Below are 17,545 nucleotides of genomic sequence, written 5' to 3' on the forward strand. Positions count from 1 at the left end.
GGGGGTTCAGATGAGGTTCATACGAGCAGACGTCCCCGTACCACGTCGCGCGCCGCCTCCGCGGTCGGGCACTCGAGCACCGTCCGCGCCAGCTCCGCGCACTCGTCGCGGGACACGCCTGCCAAAGTACCCGCGACGTCGGCCAGCGCGCGGGGGGTCATAGACAGTGACGTTACGCCCAACCCCACCAGGACGGGAGCGAGCAGCGGATCCGCCGCCGCCTCACCACACACGCCCACGGGAGCACCATGCACCGCACCGCCCTCACACGCCACCCGGACGAGCTCCAGCACAGCGGGCTGCCACGGGGTCGACAGGGCGGCGACACCGGCCAGGTCACGGTCGGCCGCCATCGTGTACTGGGTGAGGTCGTTGGTGCCGAGGCTGGCGAACGAGACCTCCGCGAGGACGTGCCGCGCCTGGAGGGCGGCGGCCGGCGTCTCGATCATCACGCCCGACCGGGCCAGACCGTGCGCGGCACAGGCGGCCGCGAAGTCGCGGGCCTCGTCCACGGTGGCGACCATCGGTGCCATCACCCAGACCTCGGCCGACTCGGCGGCGGCGGCCTGCGCTATCGCGTCCAGCTGGCGGTCCAGCACGTCCGGGTGCGCGACCGCGGTGCGCAGTCCGCGCACGCCGAGGGCAGGGTTGGGCTCGTGCTCGGGCGTGAGGAACCGCAGCGGCTTGTCGGCGCCGGCGTCGAGCGTGCGGACGACCACCCGCCGGCCCGGGAAGTAGGACAGGACTGCCCGATAGGCGGTTACCTGCTCCTCGATGGTGGGCTCCTCGCCCCTCCCGAGGAAGCAGAACTCGGTGCGGAACAGACCGACGCCCCGCGCGCCCGCTGCCGCGGCCGCCTGGGCCGCGGCAGGATCCGCGACGTTCGCGACGAGCTCCACCTCGAACCCGTCGCGGGTGACGCCCCTGCCGTCGAAGGTGGCGGCGGCGATCCGGTGCCGGGCAACCTCCACGTCCGCAGGCGACGGAGTCCGCAGGACGGTACCGAGCGTGCCGTCGACGACCACCTCCTCGCCGTCGGCCAGGTCGCTCGCGCCCAGCAGCGCCACGACGGACGGGATGCCGAGGGCGCGGGCCAGGATGGCCATGTGCGAGGTGGGACCACCGCGCGCCGTGACGACCGCCGTCACCACCGCCGGGTCGAGCATCGCGGTGTCGGCGGGCGCGAGGTCGCTCGCGACCAGCACGAACGGATGGCCGGGATCGGGGACGCCGGGCGGGGCAGCGCCCGTGAGGGCCGCGACGATGCGGTCCCGGACGTCCCGCACGTCGCGGGCCCGCTCCGACATGGGCGGGCCGAGCGCCTCCAGCTGTGTCGCCACCGACCCCGCCGCGTCCCACACCGCGCGTTCCGGGGTGAGGCGGTCCTCCCGGACCCGGCGGGCCGCGCCGGCGGCGAGGGTCGGGTCGGCGGCCATGGCTGCGGTGACCGCGAGCACGTCGGCCGCCGTGCCCGACGCGCGACCGGCACGCTCCGCCAGGTCCGCCTCCACCCGGGCGGCGGCCTCCTCGACAGCGCGAACGGCCTCGTCGGCCGAACCCGACAGCCGGCTCGTCCTCGGCTCGGGCACGCGGGCCGGCATCCGGACCACCACTCCCACCGCGCGCCCCGGGCTCGCCGGGACCCCCGTGAGCCTCTCGCTCGTCATCCGTACGCTCCCCTAAGGCTCGTCGTCGAGTGCGCTGGGAACGTTACACGCGAGCGCCGCGCCGAGCGAGGCTCGGTCCGGGGAAGTGACCCCCTGCCGAGGCTCGCTCGTGTCAAGATCCGCCATCGGAGGGTCTGCTCTCGGAGAAGTCCGCCGTCTGACAGGATGACCCCATGGCCGAGGCCCTGATCGTCGGATCCCCCGTCGTCGGACGGGTGGTAGCGATGCGCGACGTACCCGATCCTGTTTTCGCGGAGAGCATCGTCGGTCCCGGACTGGCCATCGACCCCGATCCCGAGCTGGGCAGACGCGTCGTCGCACCGTGCGCCGGAGTGGTCGTGAAGCTGCACCCGCACGCGTTCGTGCTGCTGGCGCCCCCCGTCGGCCCGACCGGTCAGACGGGGCCGGAGGCGGGCGGGCGCCAGGGACCGGAGGCCGATCCCGTCGGGCCCGTCGGCACCGTCGATCCCGTCGGTGGTCGAGGCGTCCTGGTGCACCTCGGGATCGACACGGTCCAGCTCAAGGGCGTCGGCTTCACCCTGCTCGCCGCCGAGGGCGACAGCGTCGTGGCCGGCCAGGCGCTCATCGCCTGGTCCCCTGCCGAGGTGTTCGACGGCGGTCGTTCTCCCCTGGTCCCGGTCGTCGCCCTTGACCTCGGCCCGCTCGGCCTCGAGGAGCTGGTCCGCCCTGGCGCCCTGGTCCAGGCCGGCGACCCGCTGTTCCTTCTGGCCTGAAGCTCCGGTCCGGCCGGGACGGCCCCAACACGCGGCACGCGATCCTCGGCGTGTCGCACGCACCGTGTTGGGGTCGTCGGCCAGGAGGTCGGGCCAGCCGGTCCATGGCGGCCCGGCTCACGTTCTAGGGTCGTGCCCATGGTGCGCACCGTGGTGTTCGACGTCGGAGAGACGCTCATCGACGAGTCCCGGATCTGGCTCCGCTGGGCCGAGCGGCTCGGGGTCCCTCCGCTCACGTTCCTCGGTGTGCTCGGCGGCTGTGCCGCGCTCGACCTGCCACACCAGGACGCGTTCGAGATGATGCGCCCTGGTCTGGACGTCGAGGCAGAGATCGCCCGCTGGGTGCAGGACGAACCGGACGGCCTGCGCAACGGGTTCGACGCCGACGACCTCTACCCCGATGTCCGGCCCGCCCTCGCGGCGCTCCGGGAGGCGGGCTTCGACGTCGTCATCGCCGGGAACCAGCCACCTGAGGCGCGCGCGGCACTGGAGGCCATGAACCTGCCGGTGAGCGCGATCCGTACCTCGGACGAGTGGGGCGTCCAGAAGCCGGAGCCCGGGTTATTCGTCCGCGTCGCCGAGCTGTCAGGAGCCGCACCGGAGGAGATCGCCTACGTCGGCGACCGGCTCGACAACGACGTCCTCCCCGCGGCAGACGCCGGCATGCGAGCGGTCCTCCTCCGCCGCGGCCCGTGGGGCTACCTCCACGCGCTTCGCCCCGACGCGGCACGCGCGACGGTCATCGACTCGCTGTCCGAGCTGCCCGAGATCCTTGCCGGCTGAGCCGTCAGGGGCTCACGACGGGCCAGGCTCTCCGGCCGCTCGGCTGACCGGAGGGTCTGACCCGCGCTGCAGGCTGAAGCCGCTACGGGGTCAGCCCCGGAGCGGGAGCGTCAGCTCGCTGTCGCCGGCCGGCACCACACGGACCGGAACGCCCCAGTCCTGCTGCGCCAGGTGGCACGCGGGGAACACGTCGGGGTCCGGCTCGCCGTTCGACAGCAGGGGCACCTCGTCGCACGACGCCGCCTTCGCGGTCACGTGCAGCACCCCCTCCGGCACGTCGGGGTTCACCACCAGGTCGCGGAACAGGTCCGTCCCGTTCCCAGCCCCCGACAGCAGCAGCTCGGGCGGGGTCGCGCTGACCTGGAGTGACGTGGACGGGCCCCAGCGCTCGTCGAGCTTCTGCCCCGGCGCGGGCACGAACGGCACCTCCAGCCGGAGCGCCCCGCCGCCGACGTCGGTGGCGGGCCGGGCGACCCGGTGCGCACCGCCGTCGAGCACCTCGCCCGCGAGACCCGCAGGGAGCGCGACCCTGATGAGCCGGTGGGCCGCCGACTCCACGACGAGGAGGTGCACAGCGGAGTCCGTGACCTCGACGAGCACGTCCGACGGCTCGGCCAGGTCCTTCGCCAGCGTCGTGACCTCGCCGGAGGCCGGGTCGTACCGGCGCACCGCGCCGTTGTACGTGTCGGCGACGACGACGGAGCCGTCGGGCAGGGTGGCCACACCCAGCGGGTGCTGCAGCAGCGCCTGGTCGGCGGCGCCGTCGCGGTGCCCGAAGTCGAACAGCCCTTGGCCCACCGCCGTGCGCACGGTCGCCGCGGGCGAGCCGTCACCGTCGGACAGCTCGACGCGACGCAGGGACGAGGTCTCGGAGTCCGCGATCCACAGGTGTCCGTCCGGCCGGCCCGCGGCGTCGACCGACGGCACGATGCCGGAGGTCTGGGCGAACCAGGCGCTCTCGCCGGGGCCGTCCTCCAGGCCCTCGTTCATCGTTCCTGCGAGCAGGCCGGCCGAACCCTGCAGCAGGTCGACCTCCCACAGGGTGTGGTTGCCTGCCATGGCGACGACGAACGCGCTCCTTACCGGCGACCAGGCGACGTCCCACGGGGAGCTCAGCCGCAGGTCGAGCGGGGAAACGGTGGTACCGGGCTCGTAAGGTGCCAGCGGCTCGCCGGCACGCCCGCCCACGTTCTCCTGCCCGCCGACCATGAACTGCGCACCGGTTCCGGCCACGGTCGTGACCGCACCGTCGGCGAGGCGCACGCCGCGCAGGGCGTGGTTGACGGTGTCGGCGACCACCACGTCGAAACCGAGACGGTCGCGCAGCTCGTCAGGGACCGGGCACAGCCCGTTCGGCTCGCTGAACCGCGCCTCGCCCGGCCCGCCGTCGACCAGTCCACGCTCCCCCGAGCCGATCCGCCGCACGAGCGTCTCGCCGTCGGGCGCGAGCTCTGCGACGGAGTGGTGCCCGGCGTCGGCGACCAGGAGGTTGCCGTTCGGCAGGGCGAGGGCCTTGGCGGGGAACCGCAGCGTGCCGGACGCCGGGACCGGAGGCACGTACGGACCGGAGCCTCGGTGCAGGGTGCCCTTCGCCGCGTGCTCGGCGATGAGCTCGCCCACGAGCACCGCGAGCGCCGAGCCGTGCCCCTCGCCCGCCATCTGGGCCACGATGTACCCCTCGGGGTCGATGACCACGAGCGTTGGCCAGGCCCGTGCGGTGTAGGCGCCCCAGGTGACCAGCTCGGGGTCGTCCAGGACGGGGTGCCGCACCTCGTACCGCTCGACGGCGGCGGCGAGCGCGGCGGCGTCCGCCTCGTGCTCGAACTTGGGCGAGTGCACGCCCACGATCACGAGCTCGTCGCGGTGCTGCTCCTCGAGCTCACGCAGCTCGTCGAGGACGTGCAGGCAGTTGATGCAGCAGAAGGTCCAAAAATCCAGGACGACGACCTTGCCGCGCAGCTCGGCGAGCGTGACGCTGCGGCCGCCGGTGTTCAGCCAGCCGCGCCCGATCAGCTCGGACGCGCGGACCCGTGGGAGGTTCTGGGCGGTGGTGCTCACCGGCCCATTGTCACTCCCCGGGTGCGCTGCCCTGCCCGGCGTCCGGCTTGCGGGCACGCCACTGCTCGACCAGGGCCTTGTCGGCCCGCCGGCGCGTCAGGTCGCTCTTGTTGGAGTGCACGGCTGCCCGGTGTGCGAGCAGAGCTGCGCGATCCCGCTCGAGTGCCCACATGAGGGCCTCGCGCACGTCGGCGCGGGTTACCCGCACGCTCCGCGTCTCATCCATCGTCCCGATCATTCTCGCCGTTCCGTGTCCACCGGCGCCCGGAACGGGCGCCGCCAACGATTCAGGAGGACAGCCGAGGATGTTTTGTGACATCCCAGGTCTTCCTGGCTTTCACCCGGCCATGGTTGGGTGTAGCAGAGGAACGTACCGCGCAAACCTGGCGGGGCGATATCCGCCTTTGGGATGACTTTCCGGGACAGACCGGCGTGTCGCCACCGGGAGTGCCGTGTGTGTTGGTGGGTGAGGAGAGGATCAGGGCATGGACCGCGACCAGGCCAGGAAGATGAAGGAGCAGCTCGCCGCCTTCGCCCGAGAGCTCGCCGAGAAGCACGGAGTCGTGGCAACACCGCGGTCCTTGGGGGCACAGACGACGTCGGAGGCTGCCGACGTCGTGCGCGCTCCCACGATCGCGCTCGGCCTCGTGCCGCAGTCCGACGGCGGCTTCGGCATCGCCGTCCGCTACCGGCTCGGGATCCCGCGGGCCCGCTCGATAGTGCGCAAGGTCTCGGCCGAGGTGGGCCCGGACGTCGACGTCCGGCGCACCGGGAGGATCCGCCCCGTGAGCGAGCTGGGCCCGCGCCCGCCCGCACCGACGTCACAGGCCGACGGCGACACGGACCGGCGCCGCCCGCTGCGGCCCGGCATCTCCATCGGCCACGTGGGGGTGACGGCGGGCACCCTGGGTGCGTTCGTCACCCGCGCGAGCCCTGGCGCCAGCAACGGCGCGAGAGACCACCGGCTGTACGCACTCTCCAACTACCACGTGCTCGCCGGCTCGCCCGAGGCCCGGCCCGGCGACGTCGTCCTGCAGCCAGGGCCCGCCGACGGCGGCCTGGCACCCGGCGACCGGATCGGCGAGCTGACGCAGGTGGTGAACCTTGACGCGGTCGAGCCCGCCTACACGGACGCCGCGATCGCACGCCTCGACCAGGTCCCCGTCGACTTCGAGTACCCCGTGGGACGCGTGCTGAAGACGGCGCGCGCGCTCGGCGGCGAGACGGTCGGCAAGGTGGGCCGCACGACGTCGATCACGCGCGGGCGGGTGACCGCCATCGAGCTGGACGACGTCATCGTGGGCTACGAGGACCTCGGCGCGCTCAGCTTCGACGACCAGATCGAGATCGAGAGCCTCGACGACGAACCGTTCTCGCGGGGCGGCGACTCGGGTGCGCTCGTGTACCGGGAGGACGGTGTGGCGCTCGGCCTCCTGTTCGCCGGGTCGGAGTCCGGCGGACACAGCGGCAAGGGGCTCACGTACGCCAACCCGATCGACCACGTGCTCGACATCCTGGAGATCGAGCTGGCCGGGGATCAGCCGCGGCCGTTCGGATGACGCACACGCGCATCCGGGCGCAGAATGAATGAGAACGAGTGGAGAAGTACCCGCGTCGCACGGCGTTCGGTATGCGCACCAGCGTTTCCCACGCCGGGCGTGTCGTCCCCGGCGGTCGGCGGCGCGGGCGTGTCCACGCGGCGCGTCGCGGCCCACAAACCCGCTGACCTGCGAAGGCACCTGGAGGCCTCCGACCGGGTGTTCGCCCGGTACCGAAACCCATGCAAGGGGGTAGACACGGGGGACACAATGGATGACCAGGAGGTGATCGGGATGGCAACACTCGACGAGGCTCGGTCGGCAAAAGCCGCATTGCGGGAAAAAGTGACCGGGCTCGACGGTGTGATCGGAGTTGGCGTCGCCCCTGAGTTCACGACGTCACTCGGGCAGCCCCGGCGCGAGTACCCGGCGCGCAAGCATGCGGAGCCCGACACGTCCGGTGGTTCGCCGGTCGAGGTGCTCGCCGAGGAAGTCTCGGTGGAGCAGGTGACAGGCCCCGGCGGAAGCTGGGTGCTCCAGGTCAACGTGACAGACCCCGGTCTCGTGGACAAGGTGCCCGAGGAGATCAACGACGTGGCCGTGCGTGTCCGCGTCCTCGGCGCGGTCCGGGCTGGTTGAGAGCAGCATCGAGGCAGAGCGCCTGACCGGCGCTCCGCCTCTGCATGCCCGACGGGGCCGAGTCGCCTCGGTCCCGCCTCGGCTCAGCCGAGAGTCGTCGGCAGCTCCGGCAGCTCGCCGCGCACCTGCTCCGCGAGGAACGCCGACACCACCTGGTACCAGACCTTGGCGTTCTGCGGCGTGAGGATCCAGTGGTTCTCGTCCGGGAAGTACAGGAACCGGTGCGCGGTCTCTCCGTCGTCGGACGCCGGCAGACCGGACTTGGTCAGCAGCTCGAACCACAGGCGCAGGCCTTCGCCGATCGGGACGCGATAGTCCTTGTCGCCGTGGATCACGAGCATCGGGGTACGGATCTCGCCGACGGACAGGTGCGGGCTGTTCTCGAGCGCCATCTCCGGCGTCATCTCGCGGGCCCAGTAGAAGCTGGCGTCGGTGGTGGGACCGAACTGGTCCAGCGCCCACAGGCTCGCGTGCGTGACGACCGCCCGGAACCTGTCGGTGTGGCCGGCCACCCAGTTGGCCATGTACCCGCCGAACGAGCCGCCCATGGCCGCCGTCCGGGACGCGTCGATCTCGGGCAGCGCCTCCGCGGCATCCGTGATCGCCATGAGGTCGGTGAACGGCGCGTTGCCCCAGGCGCCCCAGCCTCGCTGGACGAACTCCTGGCCGTAGCCGGTCGAGAGCGCCGGGTCCGGCAGCAGCACCGCGTATCCCTGGGCGACCATCAGCCACGGGTTCCAGCGCCAGCTCCAGGCGTTCCAGGAGCCCAGGGGGCCGCCGTGGATCCACAGCAGGAGCGGTGCCTGTGCCTCGGGGCCTGCGTCGGCGGGCAGCGCCAGCCAGGCGCGCACCCGCACGCCGTCCTCTGTAGTGGTCTCGAGCTCGGTGAGCGTGCCCGGCAGCGCAGGGGCAGGCACCGGCGAGCGCAGGAGGGTCGCCGCGAGCGGCGTCCGCTCCCCTGGCGCACCGGAGGCGAGGAACGCCGCGAGGTCGATCCGCACGGGTTCCGCCGGGGCCGCGTAGGAGGTGCGCAGCGCGAACACCGTGGCGCCGTCGGGTGTGACGGAGAGGTCGGAGAAGACCGCGTCGTCGGCGGTCACCTTCTCGACGACGACGGAGCCACCCGGCAGCGCGCCGGAGAACGTGAGCAGGAAGACCGGGCCGCGGCCGTCGTCGTCGGCCTGGGCCAGCAGACCGCTACCGTCCGGGAGCCAGGCGGGGCGGCCGGGCCAGCGGTCCCAGTCGTCGGCCAGGACCACTGGCTCCGCCGAGCCGTCGGTCGGCACGAGGGCGAGCCGGATCACCGGGGCCTCGTCCGGGGACGAGATCGACTCGGTCACGTAGGCGACCCAGGCGCCGTCGGGCGAGATGCGGGGACCACCGGCGTCGGCGTCGGGGTCGTCCACGAGCACCCGCCGGTCGCCGGTCGCCGTGTCGACGACGACGAGAGTGGTGCGGATGGCGGCGCCCGGGTCGGGCACGGCCCAGGTCGTCACGAGCGTCGTGCCGTCGGCGGACAGGTCCGCCGCGTGCTCCTCGAGGTGCCGGCCGGCGCCCGTGAGGTCACGCAGATCGAGGTGCTTGGCCGACGAGGGGGTCTCCTCGTCCGGCGCATCTCCCGCGACGTCCGCGGCGCTGGGCAGCGGCGATGCCGGCTCGTCGGAGAGCGTCGCCAGGTCGCCCGCGAAGCGTCGCGTCTGGTCGGGCCCGAGATCGTGGTCCCAGAGCCGGACCGGGTAGCCGGTGTGCAGGATCGCGGAGACCTTGTGGTCCGTGCGGGCCTTGCGCAGCTCGGTGTCCTGCGCCAGGTCCTTCGCTGAGGGCAGGACGGCGGAGGCGAGGCTCACGGTGTCCGCGTCGCGCGCGGTCAGGGCGCCGGAGACGCCGCCCGGCGGAGCAGCGATCACACGGGCCTCACCGCCGTGCGCGGGCAGGAGCCACAGCGCGGACGTCGGTTCGGTCGGCGAGCCTGTCGCTGAGCCGTCCGGGTCGGGCCGGGCAGAGGTGAACAGGAGGTCGCCGGAGCGGGTGAAGACGGCGGACGACTCCCCCTTTGCCGACCGGGTGAGTCGCCGGGCGGGGGCCTCGCCCGCCGGGTCCACCTCCCACAGCGCTGTGCGGTAACCGGTGCGCTCGTCATCGAGCGTCTGGACTCCTGCGACGAGGCGAGTGCCGTCCTGGCTGGCCGTGAGGCCGGTGAGGCGCGGGATCGCGACGTAGTGGTCGAGGTCGTGGAACGGGGTCTGCGGGGATTCGCTCACCGGACACGTCTATCACGCCCGTCTTTGTTGTGGGCGCGATTTTTGCGGCTACGACGCCCGCTCTGGGCGCAGCGACCCGCCCACGGAGTCAGGGGTCGTTGCGGGTTACCTCGGCGGCCTTCTTGGCCAGCATCTCGTTGTACGCCTCGAGCTCGGCGTCGCCGTCCCGTTCTGCCTTGCGGTCGGTCCGCTTGGCCTCGCGCGCGTCGGACCGCGCCCAGGAGAACGCCACGCCGACGGCGAGCAGCAGCGTCGGCAGCTCGCCGATGCCCCACGCGACGCCGCCGCCCTTCTGCTGGTCCTCGATGGCGCTGGGACCCCACTCCCTGCCCATGAGGCCGAACCAGTCGGGCAGGAGCAGCGCGGTACCCGACATGAGGGTCACACCGAAGAACGCGTGGAACGCCATGGTCGCGAACAGCAGCACGAGCCGCAGCGGGTAGCTGGGCCGGGTAGGCCCCGGGTCGACCCCGATCAAGGCGTTCGCGAAGAGGTACCCGACGAGCGTGAAGTGGGCGACCATCCACACGTGCCCGACGTAGGTGGTCATGGCGAACGAGAACAGCGGCGTGAAGTAGAAGACGATCATCCCGCCGGCGAAGAGGACGGCGGCGACCACCGGGTTCGCCATGAACCGGCCGACGGTGGAGTGCACGAGGACCAGCACCCATTCGCGGGGACCGCGCGAACCGTCCTTGCGTGCCGGGACGGCCCGCATCAGCAGGGTCACCGGGGCGGCCAGGACGAGGAACAGCGGCACCACCATCGCCAGGACCATGTGCTGCACCATGTGGGCGCTGAACAGGACGTGCCCGTAGGCGGCAGCGCCGCCGTTGGTGGCCCAGAAGAGCACCACCATGCCGAGGCACCAGGAGACGGTGCGGCCGACGGGCCACCCGTCCCCCCGCTGCCGCAGCCGCAGCGCCCACCGCACGTAGACGAGCACAGCGGCCGCGCACGCGAACGCGAGGAGGACGTCCCACTGGAACTCGGTGAGCCAGCGGAGCACCGTGGGCTCCGGCGGCAGGGGGTGGCCGGTGACGAGCTCGGCAGGGGTCGGGTCGACGATCGCTTCGTCGGGCACGGGCGGTGCCGTGGAGCCGAGCGCTACCGCCACGCCGGACACCGCGCCCATCACCGCGATCTCCACCGCGGCGAGCCGCCAGAACAGGCCGATCGCCGCGTTCCTCGTGGTGGTCCCGACGGTAAGCCTGGCGACGACGGTGCTGCGGTGCAGCCACCCGAGGCCGCCAAGGACGACCAGCAGCACGACCTTGACCACGAGGAGGACCCCGTAGTCGGTGCTCAGCCCGTCCAGCGAACCGATCCGGACCCACGCGCTGACCAGGCCAGAGACCGCAACGGCGGCGAAGCACCAGAGCGCGATCTCCGAGTAGCGCCGGATGATGTCGGCGGTAGCGGCGTGCCGCAGGCCGACGAACACGATGGCGCCCAGCCCGCCGATCCAGAGGGCAGCACCGCCCAGGTGCAGGAACAGTGCGGAGACCGCGACGTCGTGGCTGGCGGCACCGGCGGCGTGGCCGGTGGAGGACTGCATGGCGAGGGCCGCCAGCGGCAGCGCGATGGTGCACAGCGCGCCGGCCGGGCCGCGGACCAGAAGCGCGACGGCAGCGGTGACGGCGGCGAGGATCACCATCCCCAGGTAGGTGCGCCCGACGGGGATCGTCGAGATGTACTCCATCAGCGCGGGGCCGAAGCCTTGCGCGTCCAGCGGCAGGTACGTCGACCACGAGAACCGCAGCACGAGCTGCACCAGCCCCGCGAGGGTCCAGACGCCCGCGGAGACGCCGGCGACCCCGAGGGCCCGGTCGACGAGCGGCCCTCGGGGCAGCACGCAGGCCGCCAGCGCGAGGGAGCCGATCGTCACGGCGACGGCCAGCTCCGTGAGCACCGTCGCGACGGGCATGCCCCACCGCACGAGGGCGCCAGGGTCGGCGAAGTTGGCGAAGGCGGTGAAGGCACCGGAGAACGTGCCGGCGGCGAAGAGTGCTGCCAGCGCCACGAGACCGGCCGTCGGCAGGGCGACGGCGAGCCACGACGGGCTGGTCGGTCCGCTCGCCGTGCTCGTCCGCGCAGTTCCGCTGGTGCTGTTCCGGGCGTCGGTCGGGGTCACGCGGTCCAGCCTATGCGCGCTCCGTTGCGGCACTGACCGTCCGCTGGTGTCCGTTTGACCACTCCACGAGCACCCCAGAACCGGGCATTTCGACGAAGTTCAGGAAAAGTTCGGCCCGATTATGAACCAAACCCAACCCTTCGACCCTCTTCTGCGTTGTGACCAGTGTGGACCTCGCGAACATCATCACCGAGACCGACGACTCCGTGCCGTGCTCGGACCAGCCCGAGCTCTGGTTCGCGGAACATCCCGCGGACCTCGAGGAGGCCAAGCGCGCGTGCGCCGTCTGCCCGCTCAAGGCACAGTGCCTCGCCGGCGCTCTCGCGCGCCGCGAGCCGTGGGGTGTCTGGGGCGGCGAGATCGTCGTGGACGGCACCGTGCGGAGCCGTAAGCGCCGTCGCGGCCGGCCCCGGTCGATCGGGGGCATGCGCGTGGCATGAGCCGCGCGCCCACGAGACGTTGCCCGAGGCACGGCGGCCGAGTCCAGCCGCCGTGAGAGGGCCGGAGCAGTGCGCTCTCCGCACCGAGGATCTCCCAGACGGATCCGGACGAGCGCACTGCCCCGGTAGCAGGACGAGTCAGACCCCCAGGTCACCGAGGTGACCTGGGGGTCTGACGTCTTCAGTCTCAGCCCCAGACGAGGCCGTGCGCCGGCTCCTCGAGCACGCGCGCGACATCCGCGAGGAACCGGGAGCCGAGCTCGCCGTCGGCCAGCCGGTGGTCGACGCTGAAGCCGAGCTGGGTGACCCACCGGGGCTTCACCTTGCCCTTGTGCACCCAGGGCTGCTTGCGGATCGCACCGAAGGCCAGGATCCCCGTCTCCCCCGGGTTGAGGATGGGCGTGCCCGTGTCGATACCGAAGACGCCGACGTTGGTGATCGTGATCGTGCCGTCGGACATGTCCGTGACGGAGGTACGCCCTGCACGCGCGGTCGCCGTCAGCCCGGCGAGCGCCTTGGCGAGACCGAGCAGGTCGAGCGTGTGCGCGTCCTTGATGTTCGGCACCACGAGACCGCGCGGGGTCGCCGCCGCGATCCCCAGGTTCACGTAGTGCTTGTAGACGATCTCCTGCGCCGCGTCGTCCCACGCAGCGTTGATCTGCGGGTGCCGGCGCACCGCGAGCAGCACCGCCTTCGCCGCGATGAGCAGCGGCGTCACCCGCACGTCCGCGAAGTCACGATCCTCCTTGAGCATCGCGACCAGGCGCATCGTCTTGGTGACGTCCACCGTGTGGAACAGGGTCACGTGCGGGGCCGTGAACGCGCTGGCCACCACTGCCTCGGCCGTGCGCTTGCGCACCGACCGCACCGGTACGCGCGTCTGCCGCCCGTCCGACGAGACCACGCCCGAGGCGAGCCACGGCTCGTCGTCGGGGTAGTGCGTCAGCGTCCGCACCGACGAGCGCTCGGCGTGGGCGACCACGTCCTCGCGCGTCACGATGCCGCCAGGACCCGACGCGTGCACACCCGCCAGGTCCACCCCCAGGTCCTTGGCGAGCTTGCGGACCGGCGGCTTCGCCAGGACACGAGCCCGCGCGGCCGTGGTGGTGCCGGTGTCCGCCGCAGGGGCGTCCCCCGGGACGCTTGCGGGGGCCCGGACCGGTGCGGCGGGGGCCTTGGTGGCCACCGCCGTCGCACCGGCGCCAGCGGACCCGGCAGGGCCGGCCACCGGAGCCGGCTCGGTCACGGGTGCGACCGGAGCCGGCGCGGCGGCAGGAGCCGCCTGGTGCCGCCGACGCCGCCCGCTCGCCTTCGCCTCGGCCGTGCCGTAGCCGACAAGGACCGACCCGGAGCTCTCGTCCTGAGCGCCCTCGCCTGCGGGGGCACCGGAGCCGGTGTCCGGACCTGCCTCCGAGGCGGAGCCGTTCGAGGTCGACCCGGCCGGACCACCGGCGCCGTCCGACACCGCGATCTCGATGATCGGCGCGCCGACGTCGACGGTGGTGCCTGCCTGGACGAGCAGGGCGGACACCGTCCCGTTCCACGGGGACGGCAGCTCGACGAGCGACTTCGCCGTCTCGATCTCGACGATCGTCTGGTTGACCTCGACCGTGTCGCCGACGGCGACCTGCCACTCGACGATCTCGGCCTCGGTGAGGCCCTCTCCGACGTCGGGGAGCGGGAACCTCTGGTTCTTCAAGCTCACTCTCGGCTCACTCTCGACTCATTCAAACAGCTCATCCGTGGCTGGTTCATCTCTCGCTCACGGCTCAGTGCGCGAAGGCACGGTCGACGGCGTCGAGCACACGGTCCACGCTCGGCAGGTATTCGTGCTCGTGCTTCGCCACCGGGTACGGGGTGTGGAAGCCGCCCACGCGGAGCACGGGCGCCTCGAGAGCGTAGAAGCATTCCTCGGTGACCCGGGCCGCGATCTCAGCCCCCGCGCCGAAGAACACCGGCGCCTCGTGGATCACGACGCAGCGCCCGGTCTTGCGCACGCTCGCCACCACGGCGGCGGTGTCGATCGGGGAGATCGCGCGCAGGTCGAGCACCTCGGCGGAACGGCCCTCCTCCGCGAGCGCATCGGCGGTCTTGACGGCGGTCGCGACGGACGGCCCGTACGCGACGAGCGTGACGTCGGTGCCCTGGCGGACCACGTGGGCCGCGTTGAGGGTGTCCGTGCCGATGGCCGTGCCCAGGTCGACCGCACCCTTGCCCCAGTAGCGGCTCTTGGGCTCGAAGTACAGCACCGGGTCAGGGGAGGCGATGGCCTCCTGGATCATCGTGTAGGCGTCCTGCGGGTTGCTCGGCGAGACCACGCGCAGGCCGGCGGTGTGCGCGAACAGCGCCTCCGGGCTCTCCCCGTGGTGCTCCACCCCGCCGATGCCGCCGCCGTACGGGATGCGGATGACGACGGGCATCTGCACCGCGCCGCGCGTGCGGTTGTGGATCTTCGACAACTGGGTGGTGATCTGGTTGAACGCCGGGAAGATGAACCCGTCGAACTGGATCTCGCAGACCGGCCGGTACCCGCGCATGGCCAGGCCGATGGCGGTGCCGATGATGCCGGACTCCGCCAGCGGCGTGTCCACCACCCGCTGCTCGCCGAACTCCGCCTGCAGACCGTCGGTCACGCGGAAGACGCCGCCGAGCGGGCCGATGTCCTCGCCCATGAGCATGACCTTGTCGTCGTGCCGCATCGCGGCGCGCAGGCCCTCGTTGATCGCCTTGCCGAGCGTGAGCGTCTTGGTGCCGGACGCCGCGTCGGGGGCGTCGCTGGATGTGGTGTGCGTACGTTCCGCCATGGTTGTCATCGTGCGCCTCCCTGCGCTGAGTCCGCGATCGCATACTGCGATGCCGGTGGGTCACCGGCGTCGTAGGCCTCGTACCAGGCTCGTTCGGCCGCGACGGTGCCGTGGGGCGTCGCGTACACGTCGTCGAACGTGCTCGCGACGGCCGACCCGCCGTCGAGGGCACGGACGCCGGTGCGCAGCGCAACGCCCAGCTCGTCCCCCGTTGCCTTGATCTCGGCCTCGAAGTCCGCGTCGAGCGCGTCCTCGGCCCGCAGCAGTGCGGCGAGGCGGTCGATCGGGTCGCGGCGGCGCCACGACTCCTCCTCGTCGGAGGTGCGGTACCGCGTCGGGTCGTCCGACGTCGTGTGGGCGCCCATGCGGTAGGTGAACGCCTCGATGAAGCTGGGGCCCTGGCCAAGACGGGCCCGTTCGAGCGCTTCCTGCGTCGCGGCGTACACGGCGAGCACGTCGTTGCCGTCGACCCGCAGGCTGGGCAGGCCGAAGGCCTCGCCGCGCTTGTACAGGGGGGTCTTCGTCTGCCGGGTGGTCGGCTCGGAGATGGCCCACTGGTTGTTCTGCAGGAAGAACACGACGGGTGCGTCGTTCACCGCTGCGTAGACCATGGCCTCGTTGACGTCGCCCTGCGAGGTGGCGCCGTCGCCGAAGTAGGTGATCACGGCGGTGCCGTCGTGCTTGTCGTGCGGGGTGCCGTCACGCTGGACGCCCATGGCGTAGCCGGTGGCGTGCAGGGTGTGCGCGCCGATGACGATGGTGTAGACGGCGGTGTTGCTCTCGGTCGGGTTCCATCCACCGTGGTCCGAACCGCGGAAGAACCGCAGCCGATCGACAGGGTCCAGTCCACGGACCTGCAGGACACCGTGCTCCCGGTACGACGGGAAGACGTAGTCCTGCGGTCGCAGGGCGTAGGCGCTGCCGACCTGCGCGGCCTCCTGGCCACGAGCAGGTGCGAACAGGGCGAGCTCGCCCTGCCGTTGGAGCGAGGTTGCCTCGTCGTCGAAACGACGGGTCAGGACCATGTCGCGATACATGCCACGGAGGTCTTCCGCGGTCAGGGCAGCGGCTCGGTCACGGTATCCCTTGGTGCCGCGCGTCGTGACGCGGTTCCCTTGGGGATCGAGTAGCTGCAACGTCGGGATCGCCTCGTTGGAGCCGTTGGTCGTTGTCACGCTTCCTCCTTCAACTGCGGACGCGAGCGCCCGCTGTTGCGGAGACGCCCGGCCCGTTCCGGGGACCTTTCCATCCTGGCACGGGTCCAGCCGGAAATTTGGCCGGTCCGCAACCTACGCTGTCGTAGCCTACGCAAGCGTAGGCTACGGGTCCGTAGGTTGGTCTGCCGCGATGTCGCCCAATCTCTCGGGCGACCGTTTGTCGGATTCCACCAAGCCGCGCGACGCAGTCTCGGCGCTCGGCCCGCCGCGCTCGCCGCGCGGCGCCTGCGTCTCGGCTCCTCCTCGGCCAATACTGGTCCGGTGTACCCGCCGTACGACAGCTGGTTTCCCGACGCGCCGATCGACGGCACCTACGGGTACGACCGAGACGCACTGCTGGCGATCGAGCCGGCCGGTCCACCCGCCGGCTTCTGCGACCTGTGGCGCGGCTGGTTCGCGGTCTCGCGCACGGTACGGCCCGAGCCGCGGCTGACGGCGCTCGGCCGGCAGGGGGCGCACGACCTCTACGAGCTCGAGCACACGGGTGCCGACGGGCTGCGGCTGCGCGGTTGGCTCGCCCTGCCGTCCCACGGCGCGCCCCGGGTCGGAGTCGTGCACAGCCATGGGTACGGCGGCCGGGAGGCTCCCGTGTTCGACCGCGTGCCCGACGACGCCGCCGTCGTCTTCCCCGTCGCCCGCGGGCTCGGAGCGCTCAACACCGGCGTCGGTGCCCCGGACACGGCGGACGAGCACGTGGTGCACGGCATCGGCTCGGTGGAGACCTACTCGCTGGGCCGCTGCGCCGTCGACCTGTGGCACGCCGCGGACGCCCTCGTCGAGGTGGCGGGCGACCTGCCGCTGTACTACGTGGGCGAGAGCTTCGGCGGGATCGGGGCTCTGGCCGTGCCGTGGGACCGCAGGTTCGTCGGCGTGACCTTCGTGGTGCCGAGCTTCGGGCAGTACGACGTGCGGCTCGGTCTGGAGTGCACGGGCAGCGGGGAGTCCGTACGGCGGTACGTCGCGGAACATCCGGAGGCCCGGGACGTGCTGCGCTACTTCGACACGTCGACGGCCGCCGGATACCTTCGCGTACCCGTGCGCTGCGAGTGCGCGCTCTGGGACGCGGCAGTGCCGCCGCCCGGGCAGTTCGCCGTGGCGAACGCGGTGGCGACGGCGCCGTCCGGCGGTGCGCTGGAGCTGGCGGTGCTTCCGGCCGGGCACGCGGAGTACCCCGGCAAGGCGGAGGACGCGGCCCGGGCCGCCGCCGCGACCCGGGCCCACATCAAAACCTGTGCCCCATAAGGGCGGATGTTCGGTAGAACGTCAGGTG

Annotated in this window: 14 protein-coding genes; 6 read left to right on the plus strand and 8 right to left on the minus strand. The window is 72.3% G+C overall.

The annotated features are described in order from the left end of the window. Window positions 1-17: 17 nt before the first annotated feature. Complete coding sequence (gene ptsP, locus ACFS27_RS09845) at window positions 18-1,667, minus strand: phosphoenolpyruvate--protein phosphotransferase (protein WP_377182398.1); 1,650 nt, start codon at window positions 1,665-1,667, stop codon at window positions 18-20. 173 nt (window positions 1,668-1,840) lie between these two features. On the opposite strand from ptsP, the gene ACFS27_RS09850 reads away from it, so the two are divergent. Together ACFS27_RS09850 and ACFS27_RS09855 are read left to right on the plus strand one after the other, a co-directional pair. Beyond that, window positions 1,841-2,401, plus strand: a complete 561-nt coding sequence (locus tag ACFS27_RS09850; protein WP_377182400.1) for a PTS sugar transporter subunit IIA — start codon at window positions 1,841-1,843, stop codon at window positions 2,399-2,401. A gap of 138 nt (window positions 2,402-2,539) precedes the next feature. Beyond that, the gene (locus ACFS27_RS09855) at window positions 2,540-3,184 is read left to right on the plus strand and encodes an HAD family hydrolase (RefSeq protein ID WP_377182402.1); all 645 of its coding nucleotides are present in this window, start codon (window positions 2,540-2,542) and stop codon (window positions 3,182-3,184) included. A gap of 90 nt (window positions 3,185-3,274) precedes the next feature. Here the strand turns inward: ACFS27_RS09855 and ACFS27_RS09860 are convergent, their stop codons facing one another. Then, window positions 3,275-5,242, minus strand: coding sequence for an NHL domain-containing thioredoxin family protein (locus ACFS27_RS09860; RefSeq protein ID WP_377182404.1), 1,968 nt, complete (start codon window positions 5,240-5,242; stop codon window positions 3,275-3,277). A gap of 10 nt (window positions 5,243-5,252) precedes the next feature. Further along, window positions 5,253-5,468, minus strand: a complete 216-nt coding sequence (locus ACFS27_RS09865; protein ID WP_377182406.1) for a hypothetical protein — start codon at window positions 5,466-5,468, stop codon at window positions 5,253-5,255. Window positions 5,469-5,727: 259 nt separating this feature from the next. Between ACFS27_RS09865 and ACFS27_RS09870 the strand changes: the two genes are divergently transcribed. Further along, window positions 5,728-6,801 (plus strand): hypothetical protein, encoded by a 1,074-nt coding sequence (locus tag ACFS27_RS09870; protein ID WP_377182408.1) that lies wholly within the window; start codon window positions 5,728-5,730, stop codon window positions 6,799-6,801. Window positions 6,802-7,074: 273 nt separating this feature from the next. After that, a complete protein-coding gene (locus ACFS27_RS09875; protein WP_377182410.1) occupies window positions 7,075-7,419 on the plus strand; it encodes a hypothetical protein in 345 nt (114 codons plus the stop codon). A gap of 83 nt (window positions 7,420-7,502) precedes the next feature. Here the strand turns inward: ACFS27_RS09875 and ACFS27_RS09880 are convergent, their stop codons facing one another. Both ACFS27_RS09880 and ACFS27_RS09885 read right to left on the minus strand, forming a co-directional pair. Next, window positions 7,503-9,680 carry a S9 family peptidase gene (locus ACFS27_RS09880; RefSeq protein WP_377182412.1) on the minus strand — a complete coding sequence of 726 codons (2,178 nt, stop codon included), beginning with the start codon at window positions 9,678-9,680 and terminating at the stop codon, window positions 7,503-7,505. Window positions 9,681-9,768: 88 nt separating this feature from the next. Beyond that, window positions 9,769-11,814: a cytochrome c oxidase assembly protein gene (locus ACFS27_RS09885; protein ID WP_377182414.1), complete on the minus strand. Its 2,046-nt coding sequence runs from the start codon at window positions 11,812-11,814 to the stop codon at window positions 9,769-9,771. A 158-nt stretch (window positions 11,815-11,972) separates the two neighbouring features. Between ACFS27_RS09885 and ACFS27_RS09890 the strand changes: the two genes are divergently transcribed. Continuing rightward, window positions 11,973-12,254 carry a WhiB family transcriptional regulator gene (locus tag ACFS27_RS09890; RefSeq protein ID WP_308292390.1) on the plus strand — a complete coding sequence of 94 codons (282 nt, stop codon included), beginning with the start codon at window positions 11,973-11,975 and terminating at the stop codon, window positions 12,252-12,254. 187 nt (window positions 12,255-12,441) lie between these two features. Here ACFS27_RS09890 and ACFS27_RS09895 read toward each other — a convergent pair whose 3' ends face one another. From ACFS27_RS09895 to pdhA, 3 genes are all read right to left on the minus strand, one after another. Then, complete coding sequence (locus tag ACFS27_RS09895) at window positions 12,442-13,959, minus strand: dihydrolipoamide acetyltransferase family protein (RefSeq protein WP_377182416.1); 1,518 nt, start codon at window positions 13,957-13,959, stop codon at window positions 12,442-12,444. A gap of 64 nt (window positions 13,960-14,023) precedes the next feature. Beyond that, window positions 14,024-15,058 carry an alpha-ketoacid dehydrogenase subunit beta gene (locus tag ACFS27_RS09900; protein WP_377182418.1) on the minus strand — a complete coding sequence of 345 codons (1,035 nt, stop codon included), beginning with the start codon at window positions 15,056-15,058 and terminating at the stop codon, window positions 14,024-14,026. A 5-nt stretch (window positions 15,059-15,063) separates the two neighbouring features. Then, window positions 15,064-16,233, minus strand: coding sequence for a pyruvate dehydrogenase (acetyl-transferring) E1 component subunit alpha (pdhA, locus tag ACFS27_RS09905; protein WP_377182420.1), 1,170 nt, complete (start codon window positions 16,231-16,233; stop codon window positions 15,064-15,066). A 303-nt stretch (window positions 16,234-16,536) separates the two neighbouring features. Here pdhA and ACFS27_RS09910 point away from each other — a divergent pair, with 303 nt between their 5' ends. Continuing rightward, window positions 16,537-17,517 (plus strand): acetylxylan esterase, encoded by a 981-nt coding sequence (locus ACFS27_RS09910; protein WP_377182422.1) that lies wholly within the window; start codon window positions 16,537-16,539, stop codon window positions 17,515-17,517. Window positions 17,518-17,545: the final 28 nt, after the last annotated feature.

This window comes from Promicromonospora vindobonensis (assembly GCF_042685865.1).
GTDB classification, from domain to species: domain Bacteria; phylum Actinomycetota; class Actinomycetes; order Actinomycetales; family Cellulomonadaceae; genus Promicromonospora; species Promicromonospora vindobonensis.